Source organism: Planctomycetota bacterium, assembly GCA_033763975.1.
Classification (GTDB): Bacteria; Planctomycetota; Phycisphaerae; order Phycisphaerales; family UBA1924; genus RI-211.
Map to the genome: position 1 here is coordinate 157,353 of JANRJM010000012.1, position 14,696 is coordinate 172,048.

The window sequence follows — 14,696 nt, forward strand, 5'->3', positions numbered from 1 at the left end:
GATCAGTTGCTGAGCGAGAAGTCCTTGGGCGACCACAGCACGGCCCCCGTGCTCTGGAACGTAGAGTCCACCAGATCGTTGTACTTGAACTGCTGCACGTGCCCGTCGGCGAACGACATGTTCGCGCCGCTGCGCTTCTCGATCGTGCGCCCGCGCTGGCGCGGGTGCCGGTAGAACGGTACATACGCCCGCAGCTCGCCCGGGGTCGCCACGCCCGCCAGTTCGGGCGCGAGGTTGAACCAGTCGCCCGGGAACGCGCCCGGCCCGGTCACCCCAAAGCCCGCCCCGAACCGCTGCGCGGGCATCGCGAGCGCGCCCATGTTCCCGCTTGTGAACCACGTCTTGGGGTTCAGCACTTCCGAGCCGAACAGCCCCCACCCCTCGGACATCAGCAGCATCTTCGAGGAGAAATCCACCGTCGAGTCCCACGCGCTCCCGCGTGAACCCTCGCTCGCGTCGTACGGGCTGCGCCCCGGCTTGAACGCGGCCACGCGGTTGCCCTCCAGGCGCCAGCTCCCCGCGCACGACGCCCAGAAGTTCATCGTGTACGACCGCCCGCCCGACGGATGGTTCGGGCACAGCATCACGCCCCCGCCCAGCGTGTTGCTCCGCGTGTTGGCGTCCGTCACGTTCGTGAAGTCCACCTGCGGCAGGTACCGCCCGAGCCGGTTCTCGTCGAACCACTGCATGCTGAACTTGTTCGTCTCGGGGTCCGGCGCATCGTGCAGCGTGGGCGGGAACTGCCCGCGGTAGTCGTTCGCGTAGGTCAGCATCGCCTGCCCGATGCCCCGCAGGTTCGACTGGCACTTGATGTCGCGCCCGGACTCACGCGCCCGACCCAGCGCGGGCAGCAGGATGCCGATGAGCAGCGCGATGATGGCGATGACCACCAGCAGCTCGATCAGCGTGAAGCCCGGACCGCCCGCGCGTTGCCGCCCTCCCGCCCGACCTCTCGACGCGTGCTTCTCGATCATGGCGTGCTCCCTGTTCCTGAAAGTCCCGGTCCCCGATCGTCACGTCCGTCCCAGGCTGTCCCCGCGAACGCCGCCCCCGCCGGCGCGCCGATCGGGCGCTCCGCCCCGGCGTCGTCGGCCCGCGCGTCCTCCGCCATCCCGCCGATCCGGCGCCCGTCGGCCCCGGGCTCGAAGACGTGCACCGCGCCGGGATCAGCCCGCCACGCAAGCCGCGTCCCCGCCTCGATCCCCCGCCGCGCCGGAATCCGCGCCACCAGGCGCCCGACGGGTGTCCGCACGGTCACGTCCATCGTCTCGCCGAGCAGTTCCACCATCTCCACCTCGCCCGGCACGCCCCGGGCGCCGTCCGCCACCGGGCACACCGACGATGGCCGCACGCCCACCACGACCCGCGCGCCGGCGCGCACGTCCGGGCTGGCGCCCTCGGCCCGCAGATACCCCCCCAGCACGTGCCCGGCGCCCCCCACGCCCCCCAGGCGCACCGCGAACCGCCCCGCGCCGCGCTCCTCGAGCGTCGCGTCCATGAAGTTCATCGCGGGCGACCCGACGAACCCCGCCACGAACCGGTCCGCCGGCGCCTCGAACACCTGCATCGGCGGGGCCACCTGGCGCACCCGCCCCCCGGCCATCACCACCACCGTGTCCGCCAGGCACATCGCCTCTTCCTGGTCGTGCGTCACGTACAGGCTCGTCACGCGCAGGCGCGCGTGCAGGGCCTTGAGCTCCGACCTCGTGTGATGGCGCATGCGCGCGTCCAGGTTCGACAGGGGCTCGTCGAACAGGAACACCTTCGGACGCCGCACGATCGCCCGCGCCAGCGCCACCCGCTGGCGCTGCCCGCCCGAGAGCTGCGCGGGCCGCCGCGACAGGATCTCGGTCAGTTCGAGCATCGACGCGACGTCCGCCACGCGCGCGCGGATGTCGTGTTTCCCCACCCCGCGCATGCGCAGCGGGAAGGCGATGTTCTCCGCCACGCTCAGGTGCGGGTAGAGCGCGTAGCTCTGGAACACCATCGCGATGTCCCGGTCCTTGGGCGCCACCGCGTTGACGGGTGATCCGTCGATCCGGATCACCCCCGCGCTCACCGACTCCAGTCCCGCGACCATCCGCAGGGTCGAAGACTTCCCGCACCCCGACGGGCCCAGCAGCACGCAGAACCCACCCGACGCCACCTCGAACGACACCTCGTCCACGCCCCGAAAGCCGTTGGCATACACCTTCGAGACGCGTTCGAGCGTGAGCGTGGCCATCAGTGGTCGCCTCCCGTGCTGGTGGGCCCGTTCCGGACCCTCTTACGGGCAGTCCGCCCCGGCCACGACCTGCTCCAGCCTCGAGATGTCGTCCTGATCCACGTTGCCGTCGCGGTTGAAGTCCGGATCAACGCCCCCGCCCAGGCAGTCCGGCGTGCCGCCCACGGCCTGCGCCAGGCACGCGATGTCGTCCTGATCCACATTCCCGTCCGCGTTCACGTCCGGGTCGCAAGGCGGGTTCTGGCCCCCCTGCCCGAACGTGACGTCGTCCCACCACACCGCTCCCCCGCTGAACGCCGGCTGGATGTGCAGCAGCACGATCCGCGCCACGACCGTGCCCGCCGGCGCGGTGCCCTGCACCGTCACCGGGAGCCACGTGTTGGTCGGGCTGGCCTCCGTCACCGCCGACGCCGTGTCAAAGGAGATGAGCTGGTTGGTCGCGTCGCGCCACTCGATGTTCAGCACGGCGAAGTTGCCCGGGCCCACGCGATCGTTCGCGACCGTCCCCGCGAACGCGCTGCCCGTCCAGGTCTGCCCGGGCGAGGCCGCGAAGTCCTGGAAGACGCCCGACGCGTTCTCCCCGCCCGTGAAGTTGCCGAACATCTTGCACGCGACGGACCCGGTCCGCACGAAGCTGGAGTCCGGGAAGACGTTGCCGAACTTCGTCCAGCCGGCGAACGTGTTGCCGGCGGTGCTCTCGAAGCCCGGATTGACCACCCCGGTGCTGGTGACGGGCGCGAGCGAGGCGTCGTCGAAGAAGACGGCGCCCGGCGCGAGCTCGGGGCCCTGGATGTGCAGGAGGGCGAGGCGGGCCGTCGCCGCGCCGGCCGGCGCGACGCCCGTCACGGTGACCTCCTGCCACACGTCCGTGGGCGTCGCGGCGGTCGCCCCCGTGACCGGCACGAAGCCGATGAGCCCGTCCGACGCGTCGCGCCACTCGATGTTCACCGACGCGAAGTTGCTCGCCTGGATCGGGTCGGTGGAGGAGTTCAGCACCCACGCGCGCCCCTCCCACGCCTGGCCGGGCGTGGTGGGCAGGCCCTGCGAGACGCCCGCCGCGTTGTACGCCGCCCCCCCGTTGCCGAACAGCTTCACGCCGACGAACCCGGAGCGGAAGATGCTGAAATCCGGGAACGCGTTCTCGAAGTTGTTCCAGCCGTCGAAGATCGTCGACGTGCCGGGCGCCTCGAAGCTCGGGTTCGTCAACTGGCCCCACGCGGTCGCGCCCGTCGCACACGCCGCCACACCCACCAGCACGCGAAGTTTCATGATCACTCCCTTTCCACGTTGACACTCGGACCACCACCCGCCCGGACGCCACCACGCCCGGCGCGCTCGCCTCACACCACGCCCGACTTCCCGCCCCGCGCCTTGCGGGGCGCCCGGGCCGCCCCCGCCGTTTCCGACGCTCCCGCCGCCTCCGGCAAGGGCGCCTCCGATGCGCCGATCTCGTGCCCCGGCGCCGCGGCGGTCGTTCCGTTCACCTCGAAGGTCGTCCCCAGCACGCGCCGGATCGTCCCGGGCTTGCGCCCGTCCGCCAGCCCGCGCGACAGCCACAACGCCGCCTCATACCCCAGCAACGCCGCGTCCTGGCACACGCACGTCAGCCGGGGCCAGACGTGCGTCCGCACGTCGCTGTCGTCCATCCCCACCACCGAGAGGTCGCGCGGGATCGACAGCCCCAGCTCCTGCGCCCGGCGCATCACGCCCAGCGTCGTGATCGGGTTCGTCGCGACCACCGCCGTCGGGGGCGAGGCCATCATCCGGATCGCGTCCACCACGTGCTCGCCCGCGAACAGGCTGTCGGGCTGCTCGAAGATCAGCGCCGGGTCCACCGGCAGCTTGGCGCAGTACAGCCCGTCGTTGTACGCCCGGCGACGGTCCGCGTGGTCGCTGTCCGTCACATTGTGGATCGCCAGCGCGATCCGCCGGTGCCCCAAAGCGATCAGGTGCTCCATCGCCCGGCGGCTGCTCGAGTACGACTCCGCCCGCACGAAGTTGACGCTCTCCTCGTCGAAGTGCTCCGCCACCACCACCGCCGGGAAGCGCTCCGCCGCGATCTGCGTGATCGTCGAGCGGTTCCGGCGCGAGCACCGCAGGATCACCCCGCGCACGCCCTTGCGCATGAAGAACTGCGTGTACGACTCCGACGCCACCCGGTCGCGGCGCAGGCTCAGCAGCTTGAGGTCGAACTGCTGCTCGCCCAGCCCCCGCATGATGCCCGCCAGCAGCGCGGGCTCGAACGACCCGTAGTCCGTCCGCACCGGCTCGTCCGGGTACGCCAGCGCGATCACGTTCGCGTGCCGCCGCCCCACCTTCGGAAAGTAATCCGTCGCGTCGATGTACGCCAGCACCCGCTCGCGCGTCGCGCGCCCCACGTCCGGATGCCCGTTCAGCACCCGCGACACCGTCGCCGCCGACAGCTCGAGCTCCTTCGCGATGGCCCGCACCGATGACACGCCGCTCGCCTCGCTTTCGACTCAACGGCCCATCGCCGCCCGGTGCGCCCCCGGCCCGCGCGGGCCGTGTCCCGGAAGTGTTCCAGGCACCGTACCGGAATCCGCCGGAGGTGTCAATGCACATCTGACACGATCTTCATCCGCCGCGCCCGCGTGTGCTCCTGTCCGCGTTCTCCCCTTCCATTCCGCTCTCTCGGGCGTTCCGCCCGCCGGCCCTGTCGCCCCCTCCCGCCCCGCCTCGCGCCGTCCCGCCCCCGGCCCTCCGGGCTCCAGCAGCGTGCGTCCCGGCGTTCCGACGCGTAACAGCCCGCCAGCCTACCGAAACAGTTGCAGCCGCCGGCCCCGCCCGGTACAGTCGCGCACGTCCGCCCGTCGCCGGATTCTTCCCACCCCTCGAGGACCAGCCATGGCCACAGCCCTCCGGTTCGCCCAGATCGCCCGCGCCGCCTCGCTGCTGTGCCTGGCCGGTTGCGTCGCCGGTGCCCAGCCCGCCACACAGCCCCCCGCCACGCGTGCCCCCGCCGGTGGGAGCATCGCCGCACCGAGCGATCAGCGCCCGTTCCGCCTCGTCAACACGCCGCAGGCCTGGGGGGGCGTCGGGGTGTGCTACGGCCCGCACCGCGACGGGCAGTTTCCCGAGGGGCCCTCGCCCACCGAGGCCCAGATCCGCGAAGACCTGCACATCATGGCGCGCCACTGGAGCATGCTCCGCGTCTACGCCGCCCGCGGATCCGCCGAGATCGTCTGTCGCCTCATCCGGGCCGAGAAACTCCCGCTCAAGGTCCTCGTGGGCGCCTGGATCGCCCAGGAGTCGATTCCCAACGCCGACGGCACGCCCGGGCCGGTCATCGCCCCCATCGCCGCGGCCAATCAGGCCGAGGTCGCCGCCGCCGTCCGACTCGCCAACGAGTTCCCGGACGTCGTCGTCGCGCTGAACATCGGCAACGAGGCGCTCGTGAGCTGGTCGGCCCACCGCGTCGCGCCGTCGGTCGTCAAGGGCTACCTCCGCCAGGCACGCGCCGCGACCACCGTGCCGGTCTCGACGTGCGACACCGAGCTCTACTGGACGCAGCCCGAAAGCCGCGACATCGCCAGCGAGTGCGACTACCTCGCCCTGCACGCGTACGCGATGTGGAACGGGCAGTCGCTCACCGACTCGTTCGCCTGGACGCGCGACCGCATCGCCGCCGTGCACGCCATGCACCCCGACCTGCCGATCGTCATCACCGAGATCGGCTGGGCCACCGACAAGGGCACCACCGGCGACCAGGCGCGGCTCATCACCGCGGTCCCCAACGAGCGCGACCAGGAGATCTTCTTCCGCGCGCTGCGCGACTGGGCCATCGAGCACCGCCAGCCCTACTTCTTCTTCGAGGCGTTCGACGAGAACTGGAAGGGCGGGCCCGAGCCCTCCGAGGTCGAGAAGCACTGGGGCGTGTACAACGCCGATCGCACGCCCAAACTGCTCTTCCGCCCGCACCCCGGCGCGCCGGCGCCGTTCCCGCCCGACGCCGCGCCCGCGAAGAAGTAGCCCGCCCTGCACCACGCCATACAGCACGTCCCAACACGCCCGCGTCGGCGCCGCGGCCCGCGCGCTCGCTGCTCGAGAAGCCGTTCCAAAAAGAAAACCGGCCCCCGCGCGCGCAGGGGCCGATCGTGCACTGCGATTGAAGCGTCGCCCCGCGGCCGCCGCGGGGGAGTGTGCCCTGTGCTCAGGCCCGGCGACGACGCGCCATGACCAGCCCGCCCATGCCCAGCAGCGCCAGGCTCGCGGGCGAGGGGACCGCGGCGAGGTCGTCGAAGAACGCGGCCCCGCCGTTGAAGTTCGGCTGCACGAACAGCGCGAACAGCTCGACGGTCACGGTGCCGGCCGGCGCCACGCCGTTCGCCGACAGCGCGTGCCACTGATCCTGCACCGTCGCGTTCGTGATGAACGCGGACTCGGCGAACCCGATCTCCGCGTTGGCCGCGTTCTTGAACGCGATCTTCAGCAGGGCGAAGTTCTCGGCCTGCATGGCGTCGGCGCTCGAGTTGAGCCCGTAGCCCGAGAGCGACCACTGCTCGCCGGCCGACGCCGGGAACACCTGGAACGCGCCCGACACGCCGGGGAACGTGCCGAACTGCTTCAGCGCGCCCGTGCCGCTGCGGGGCCCGACCGGCGCGGGGTTCGGCGTCGAAACAGTGAACACGTTGCCGAACGTGATCCAGCCGGGCGAGCCGCCGAAATCACCGTTGCCCGGGGCCGTCCCCGTCTCAAAGCCGGGATTCACCAGCACGCTCGCCTGCGCGGTCGACGCCAGCAGGCCCGCGCACACCGTCACGAACAACGCACTCGTACAACGCATGACTCTCTCTCCTTTTCGCGAACCAGGGCGGCGTTCGCCGGGCTTCGGCCCGAATGCCGCGTCCGCTACTCTACCGCGGGATACCGAAACCTTGCAACAGTTTCAGCGCGGTTTCAACGCATTTTCCCCGCCGGACGCGCCCCCCGACCCCGCCCGCATCACCCCAATCCGCCCGCACCTGCCCTTCTTTCCCATCCCCCCGCGCCATCCGCCCGCATCTACCCCCCCGGCGAATGTGCGCAAGCCTACTGGAATCGTTCCGGTCCTTTGGTACGCTGCGCCACGCCGCGAGCCGGCCCCCCTGCGCCGCGCGGTGGAGTCATCCATGCCCCTCGCACCCCGTGTCCCCCACCACGCCCTCGCCGCGGTCCTCTGCACCGCGTCCACGGGCCTGGCCCAGCTTGCCTGGATCCCCGTCTGGGCCGACGAGTTCGACGGCACCGCCCTCAACGCGGCCAACTGGGAGGTCCAGACCGGCACCGGCACGCTCTACGGCCTGGAAAACTGGGGCAACAACGAGCTCCAGTACTACACCGGCCGCCCCCAGAACCTCACCGTCAGCAACGGCATGCTCTCGATCATCGCCCGGGCCGAGAACTACAACAACCGCTCGTACACCTCCGCCCGCATCCGCACCCTCGGCCGGCGCGACTTCCGCTACGGACGCTTCGAAGCCCGCATCAGCGTCCCCGCCGGCCAGGGCCTCTGGCCCGCCTTCTGGATGCTCCCCACCAACTCGCCCTACGGCGGGTGGGCCGCCAGCGGCGAGATCGACATCATCGAAACCATCAACGCCGCCACCACCGCCCACGGCACCATCCATCACGGCAGCAACTGGCCCAACAACACGTCCAACGGCGGGCAACTCGCCGGCACCTACGCCAACACCTTCCGCGTCTACCGCGTGGAGTGGGAGCCCGACGAGATCCGCTGGTACGTTGACGGCGTCCGCTACTACCGCGTCACCAGCGCCACCTGGTTCAGCACCGCCGCCCCCGCCAACGACCGCGCCCCCTTCGATACCCCCTTCCACCTCCTGCTCAACCTCGCCGTCGGCGGCAACTGGCCGGGCAATCCCAACGCGTCCACCCCGTTCCCCTCCACCCTGCGCGTCGACTATGTCCGCGTCTCGCAGCGCCCGCCCAAGGGCCCGTACGCCGGCCTCGCCCCCACGCTCCCCACCCGCATCGAGGCCGAGCACTTCGACCTGGGGGGCGGCTCCATCGCGTACAACGACACCGAGCCGGAGAACGTCGGCAACGCCTTCCGCCCCGATGAGGCCGTCGACATCGAGGCCTGCGCCGAGGGCGGGTTCAACACGGGCTGGTTCCGCCCCGGCGAGTGGGTCGAGTACTCCGTCATCGCGCCCGCCGCCGGCCAGTACCAGGTCCGCCTCCGCGTCGCCACCCAGGCCGCCGGCGCCGCCTGCCGCCTCGCGTCCAACGGCCAGAACATCTCCGACGTCCTCCCCATCCCGTCGAGCGGCGGGTGGCAGTCCTACCGCACCCTCACCACCACCGTCACCCTGCCCCAGGGGCTTACGGCCCTGCGCCTGTCGAACGTCGGGGCCGCGGGCGCCGACTTCAACACCAACTGGATCGAGTTCCTCATCCCCGGCGACGTCAACGCCAACGCCGTCGTTGACATCGACGACCTCTACGACTACGAGAGCGGCGGCGGCCTGAACCGCGACGTCGACGGCGACGGCACGCCCGGCACGCCCTTTGACCGGCTCGCGCTCTTCCAACTCGTCCGCGATCAGTAAGCGCACCCCGCCCCACGCGAGCGACGACCCGCCCGCGCAGAAAAAGACCCCGGCGACGCCGCCGGGGTCTGTGTGCTCATCGAACTCTCACGAACCTCGTCAGCCCGTCACTCAGGGGCAGTTCGCCCCGCCGACGACCTGCTCCAGCGACGCGATGTCGTCCTGGTCCACGTTGCCGTCGCGGTTGAAGTCCGGATCGACGCCCCCGCCCAGGCACGACGGATCACCCGCGACAGCCTGCGCCAGGCACGCGATGTCGTCCTGGTCCACGTTCCCGTCCGCGTTCACGTCGGGGTCGCACGGCGGCGCCGACTCGACCGGAACCACCACGTACTGCGTGCCGTCGATCTGGCTGAAGTCGATCACCGAAGGCTCGCCCAGGTCCGGCGCGAAGTCGGCGCCGACCGGCGTGGGCAGCCCGCCCAGCACCTGGTTCGACACGAAGTCGTGCGCCTGCCCGTTGATGAACCCCGCGACCTTCACGCTCGACGACCCGTCCCAGCCGAGCTCGGCCAGGTCCAGTTCCAGTTCGATGCCCGTCGTGACGAGCCCCGCCCCCGAGACGTCGATCGGCAGCGTCGTGCCCGACACGCCCAGGATGTTGTTGTTGTCGATCGTGGCGCGCAGCCGCCCGGCGAACTGCGCGTCCGGCGTCACGTTGCGCTCGGGCAGCGTCGGGGGCACCTGCAGCGGGACCCAGTCGGCCATCAGGCGCGGCGGGCCGTCGGTCGAGAGCACCGTTCCCTCGGCGTCGAAGAACTGGTACTCGGCGTACGTGGCGATCAGGCTCACGGGGTCGTTCTGCGACTTCTCGCCGCCGTAGTTCGCCGAGTAGTCGGCCATGAACCCGCTGTTGAGGCGCGGGCCGTCGGCACGCAGCGTCGCCGCGTTGATGTAGATGTCGACGGGGTCGTTGCCGTTGGTGATCCCGATGTAGTAGTCCGCGAAGAAGTCGCTCTCGAAGCGCAGGCCCGCCCCGGCGTTCGGGGCGCCGCCGCCGCCGTTGCCCATGCGGTTGAGCCCGTCGTAGTCGATGTTCACGTTGTCGCCGCGGAGCTGGTTCTGCCCATCGGCCGGGTTGACGTCCAGGAACAGGTCGAGCTTGTTGAAGTTGTTCTCGAGGTTGCCCGTGAGCAGCAGGTACAGCTTCCCGTTCTCGATTCTCCCGTACAGCCCGTCGAGCTCCGAGCCCACCGCGATGTCGCGGCTGGGCGTCGTCGCGCCCGACGACGTGCCCACACCCGCGACGTTGCTGTTGTTCAGCGAGGCGCGCACGTTGGCGAGCTCGCCCGTCGGCGTCCCGCCGGTGAACGTGCCCGTGGGCGAGGGGCACGTGTTCGTGCCCAGGTACGTGCCCACGCCCGGGGTCGCGACCGGGTCGTCGGGCAGCGTGACGTTGTCGACGTAGAAGTCGCCCCCGCTCCCGCACGCCACGAAGAACGTCTGCTCGGGCACGAACCCGGGCTCGAACGTCAGCCCGTTGCCCGCGCCCGCGGCGCTCTCCGAGAGCGATCCGAGCAGGTTGAACGAGTGCGCCGAGTTGCCGAAGAGCAGACGCTGCTGCCCGCCCGGCTGCGTGTCAAAGAAGATCAGCAGCTTGTTGTAGTTGTGCAGGTTCCCGCCGAAGAACAGGTACAGATCGGTGCCGACCACCATCGCGTACATGTTGTCCAGCTCGCTGCCGTTGGCGCCCTGGCCCGTCGCGACCGTGTTGTCACCCTCGGTCGTCGCCCGGTTCTGCACCCACACGCGGGCGCCCGACCACTCCGGCTCCAGGATCGAGCCGTTGATCGTCGGCGCGGTCGTGCGCGTGGCGGGGAACACCGTCAGGGTCTGCGTCTCCGCGATCGCGCCGAAGTTCGCCGCGCGCGCATCGCCGATGCGCGACATCGCGTACGTCGCGTCCAGCCCGCCCGTCACCTGGTTCGAGATCAGCCGGCCCGAGTCGCGGAGCACGAACGCCATCATCTTGATGCCGACCGCCAGGTCGGGGTTGCCCAGCTGCGCCAGCGGGATCTTCATCTCCACGCCCGTCGCCACGTCCGCCGGGTCGCCCGGCGTGCCGCTCACCCCGCCGATGTTGTTCCCGAACGTCGTCGGTTGGTTCTGCACCCACTTGATGTTGCCGTACGTATCGCCCGACAGTGATCCGTCGATCGTCGGCTGCGCCACCGCCGCGCCCGCGATCGAGGAAAGAACGCCCGCCGTAATCAAACTCCGATTCATCTCAACCTCCGCTATGCAAAGCCGACCTGCGACACGCGACGCGCCGCGCAGTACACCCCGGAGCGGCACCCGGTGTGCCGCGACGAGAACCGGCGGCCTCAACGCACGCCGCCGCGTGTCGCAGTTTACGGTTGAATCGCACAGATCCAAGGCAATTCTGCACGCCCGCAAACCCCCCGCCCCCGCCTCATGACTCGAAAATCACCCCACCTTGCCCCCAGGAACTCGGGCTTTCTCGGGCGCCGCTCCCCGCCCGGCCCGGGACCCGTCCCGCCAGTTCAAACCCCCCGGCGCCGCCGTGTGACTTTGGGCCGCCGAGGGCCATCAGAATGCTTGACCCGTGTGCCATTTACCAGTAGGGTGCACACTGTCGCGGCGCCAGGTTCTCGCGTCGTGTGCGGCCGCCCGCAGGAGGGCTTCATGCAGTCCGGTTCACGCGCTCGTGGCTTCACGCTCATCGAGTTGCTCGTCGTCATCGCCATCATCGCCCTGCTCATCGGCGTGCTTCTGCCCGCGCTCGGCAAGGCCCGGTCAGCGGCACGCATCGCCAAATGCCTCTCCAACGTGCGCCAGAACGGCGCCGCCATGATGTACTACGCCAATGACATGAAGGGCTGGTACCCCCTCATCCCCCTCAGCGGCGCCGACAAGACCGCCTTCGAAGTGGGCAGCCCGCCCGGCAACCGCTACCTCACCGGCCAGCACCTCCGCGGCGGGCTCGCCGGCTTCTTCTCCCTCAACCAACTCGGCCAGCGCCTCGACGACGCCGGCACCACCCGGCAGTACCCCGGCACCACCATCCCCTTCTATCCCGGGGGCAGCCCCACCAACCCCAGCAACCCCGTCATGCGGGCGTACCTCGATTCCTACGCCGCGCTCTACTGCCCCGCCGACGCCGAGGACGCCTACTACGGACCCCTGTACCCCAGCACCAGCAACAACACCTACGCCGGGCGCCCCCGCGTCAGGCCGCAGATCGCCGCCTCCGAGACCGAGGTCTGCTCCGTCAACATCAGTTACCTCTACATCGCCGGCCTCCGCACCGATGAGCCCAAGGTCCTCGCCGTCGTCCCGCTCTTCGGCGATGAAACCAACGGGCCCGATATCTCCACCGACGCCTTCTGGGGCGGCGGCGGCACCGGCGGCCCCAACGCCGACCTCGTCGGAACCACCCCGGGTCGCTTCGCCAAGGTCGACAACCACGGCGTCGCCGGCGGGAACTACGCCTTCACCGACGGCAGCGCCAGCTTCGTGAAGGACGACATCCAGTCCGTCTTCTTCGAACGCCGCGACCCCTCCAACCCCAACGCCCCGCCCGTCGGCCCCCGCAGCATCAACGCGATGGACCCCTTCCGCAGCAGCCGGGTCTTCACAATCGACTGACCACGCCCCCAGGCCGACGCCGTCCCCGTCCGGGTGGTACGCTGTCGCCCCCTGCCCGCTCGGGCAGGCGCGTGAGAGCCCGACCCGTGCCCGAAGCCGCGGTTACCCCCACATCCCGACCGTCGCTCCTCCGCCGCCTCGTCGCGGCCCCGGAATCCGGCTTGGTGCTCGTCATCCTCCTGGTGATGATCACCCTCACCGTCTTCGGAGGCACCAAAGAGAAACGCATCCGCGACGCCGACACCGGCGAGTGGACCAAACTCACCGTCAACCGCTTCCTCGACTTTGAGAACCTCGTCCTCGTCGCCAAGGACGCCAGCTTCATCGCCATCATGGCCGTCGGCATGACCGCCGTCATCGTCATCGGCGGGATCGATCTCTCCGTCGGCTCGATGTACGCCCTGGCGGCGCTGCTCGGCGCGCTCGCGCTGCGCGCCCTCCAAGGACACTGGCTGGGCGTCCCGCCCGGGGGCGCAATCGTCTCCGCCGGCGGTGCCCCGCTCTGGGCCGCCCTCCCCATCGGCCTGGGCGTGTGCTGTCTCGTCGGCGCCGCGTGCGGCGCCGCCAACGGCGCGCTCGTCGTGGGCCTGCGCGTGCACCCGTTCATCATCACCCTGGGCACCATGGCCGCCCTCCGGGGCGTCGTGTTCGTCATCACCGGCGGGCTGTCGATCAGCGGCATGCCCGAGTCATTGAGCGCCGGGTTCTTCAAGTCCGAGGTCGCCGGCGTCTACCCCGTCCCCCTGCTCGTCATGCTCGCCACCGCCGTCGCCGGGCACCTGGTGCTCACCCGCCTCGTGCTCGGGCGGCACGCCTTCGGCATCGGCGGGAACGAGACCGCCGCCCGCTACGCGGGCATCCCGGTCGGTCGCGTCAAGATCATTGTGCACACGCTCTGCGGGCTGCTCGCGGGCCTCTCCGCCTGCGTCTACGTCGGCTACTACGCCGCCTTCGAGCCCAACGCCGGCAACGGCTACGAGCTCTCGGTCATCGCCGCGACCGTCATCGGCGGCGCCTCGCTCTCGGGCGGGCGCGGGTCGGCGCTGGGCGCCGTCCTGGGCGCCATCCTCATCCAACTCATCACCAACGCGATGATCATCCTCGACATCGACAGCAGTTACACGAGTATCGTGATGGGGGCGGCGATCGTCATCGCCGTCGTCATGGACCAGACCAAGGCCCGCTTGTCATCGAAACGCGCGTAGCACCCGCGACACAGGAGTCCCGCCGCATGACCACGCTCCCGACCATCCTGCGCCTCGCCACCTGCGGCGCGCTGGGCCTGCTCGCCGCCTTCACCGGCGCGTGCGAGAAGAAGTCCGAACCCGCCCCGGCCTCGCCGACGACCCCCGGCGCCAGCGCCGCCCCCGCCGCCAAGAAGACCATCACCATCGGCGTCATCGCCAAGAGCGAGAGCAACCCGGTCTTCCAGGCCGCCCGCACCGGCGCGCAAGACGCCGGACGCGAACTCTCGGAGGCCCTCGCCGCCGAGGGCGTCGAGGTCAAGATCGTCTGGCGCACGCCCGTCGCCGAAGACGCCGCCGTGCAGGCGCAGTACGTCGAGCAGCTCATCAGCCAGGGCGTCGACGGCATCGCCATCTCGTGCACGAACGCCGACCTGCTGACCCCGCCGATCGACCAGGCCGTCGGCAAGGGCGTCGTCGTCGTGACCTTTGATTCCGACGCGCCCGCCAGCAAGCGCCTCGCGTACTACGGCATCGACGACGTCGCCGCCGGCAAGGCCGTCATGGCCCAGCTCGCCAAGGCCGTCGGCGACAAGGGCGGACCCATCGCCATCCTCGGGGGCAACCAGACCGCCCCGAACCTGCAGGCCCGCATCCGGGGCGTCCGCGAGTCCCTCGACACGATGAAGGACAAGGGCTTCACGCTCAAGAACGTCTACTACCACAAGGAAACCGCCGTCGACGGCGCCGCCACCGTCCAGCAGGCCCAGACCGCCAACCCCGACATCGTCGGCTGGGCCATGGTCGGCGGGTGGCCCCTCTTCACCCAGAACGCGCTCGACGGCGTGGCCGACAAGGCCAAGGTCGTCTCCGTCGACACCCTCCCCGAACAGCTCGACTACGTCCGCAAGGGCGAGGTCCAGGCCCTCATCGGCCAGGATTGCTACGCCTGGGGGCACGAGTCCGTGAAGATCCTCGTCGACAAGATCCACCACAAGAAGGACCCCGCCGCCACCGTCATCCACTTCGACCTCGCCGTCGTCACCAAGGACAACGTCGAGCAATACGCCGGCCTCTGGGAGAAGTGGCTCGGCCGCAAGTAAAAGGCAG

11 protein-coding genes are annotated in these 14,696 nt (G+C 70.5%); 5 read left to right on the top strand and 6 right to left on the bottom strand.

What is annotated here, in order from left to right:
- Positions 1 to 2: 2 nt before the first annotated feature.
- From SFY69_07265 to SFY69_07280, 4 genes are all read right to left on the bottom strand, one after another.
- Positions 3 to 974 (bottom strand): DUF1559 domain-containing protein, encoded by a 972-nt coding sequence (locus SFY69_07265; GenBank protein MDX2131834.1) that lies wholly within the window; start codon positions 972 to 974, stop codon positions 3 to 5.
- Positions 971 to 2,224, bottom strand: a complete 1,254-nt coding sequence (locus SFY69_07270; protein MDX2131835.1) for an ATP-binding cassette domain-containing protein — start codon at positions 2,222 to 2,224, stop codon at positions 971 to 973. Before SFY69_07270 ends, SFY69_07265 begins: the two co-directional genes overlap by 4 nt.
- A gap of 42 nt (positions 2,225 to 2,266) precedes the next feature.
- On the bottom strand, positions 2,267 to 3,493 hold the full coding sequence (locus SFY69_07275; GenBank protein ID MDX2131836.1) for a hypothetical protein: 1,227 nt from the start codon (positions 3,491 to 3,493) through the stop codon (positions 2,267 to 2,269).
- 71 nt (positions 3,494 to 3,564) lie between these two features.
- The gene (locus SFY69_07280) at positions 3,565 to 4,683 is read right to left on the bottom strand and encodes a LacI family DNA-binding transcriptional regulator (GenBank protein ID MDX2131837.1); all 1,119 of its coding nucleotides are present in this window, start codon (positions 4,681 to 4,683) and stop codon (positions 3,565 to 3,567) included.
- 406 nt (positions 4,684 to 5,089) lie between these two features.
- Here SFY69_07280 and SFY69_07285 point away from each other — a divergent pair, with 406 nt between their 5' ends.
- A complete protein-coding gene (locus SFY69_07285; protein ID MDX2131838.1) occupies positions 5,090 to 6,214 on the top strand; it encodes a glycosyl hydrolase family 17 protein in 1,125 nt (374 codons plus the stop codon).
- Positions 6,215 to 6,395: 181 nt separating this feature from the next.
- Here the strand turns inward: SFY69_07285 and SFY69_07290 are convergent, their stop codons facing one another.
- On the bottom strand, positions 6,396 to 7,028 hold the full coding sequence (locus SFY69_07290) for a PEP-CTERM sorting domain-containing protein (GenBank protein MDX2131839.1): 633 nt from the start codon (positions 7,026 to 7,028) through the stop codon (positions 6,396 to 6,398).
- 325 nt (positions 7,029 to 7,353) lie between these two features.
- Between SFY69_07290 and SFY69_07295 the strand changes: the two genes are divergently transcribed.
- Entirely contained in the window at positions 7,354 to 8,793 is a 1,440-nt protein-coding gene (locus tag SFY69_07295; protein ID MDX2131840.1) for a family 16 glycosylhydrolase, read from the top strand.
- Between the two features lie 111 nt (positions 8,794 to 8,904).
- Here SFY69_07295 and SFY69_07300 read toward each other — a convergent pair whose 3' ends face one another.
- A complete protein-coding gene (locus tag SFY69_07300) occupies positions 8,905 to 11,019 on the bottom strand; it encodes a hypothetical protein (protein MDX2131841.1) in 2,115 nt (704 codons plus the stop codon).
- Positions 11,020 to 11,439: 420 nt separating this feature from the next.
- On the opposite strand from SFY69_07300, the gene SFY69_07305 reads away from it, so the two are divergent.
- The 3 genes from SFY69_07305 (at position 11,440) to SFY69_07315 (ending at position 14,689) form a co-directional block, all read left to right on the top strand.
- Positions 11,440 to 12,402 carry a type II secretion system protein gene (locus tag SFY69_07305; protein ID MDX2131842.1) on the top strand — a complete coding sequence of 321 codons (963 nt, stop codon included), beginning with the start codon at positions 11,440 to 11,442 and terminating at the stop codon, positions 12,400 to 12,402.
- Between the two features lie 86 nt (positions 12,403 to 12,488).
- Positions 12,489 to 13,607: an ABC transporter permease gene (locus SFY69_07310; GenBank protein ID MDX2131843.1), complete on the top strand. Its 1,119-nt coding sequence runs from the start codon at positions 12,489 to 12,491 to the stop codon at positions 13,605 to 13,607.
- A gap of 26 nt (positions 13,608 to 13,633) precedes the next feature.
- On the top strand, positions 13,634 to 14,689 hold the full coding sequence (locus SFY69_07315; GenBank protein MDX2131844.1) for a substrate-binding domain-containing protein: 1,056 nt from the start codon (positions 13,634 to 13,636) through the stop codon (positions 14,687 to 14,689).
- Positions 14,690 to 14,696: the final 7 nt, after the last annotated feature.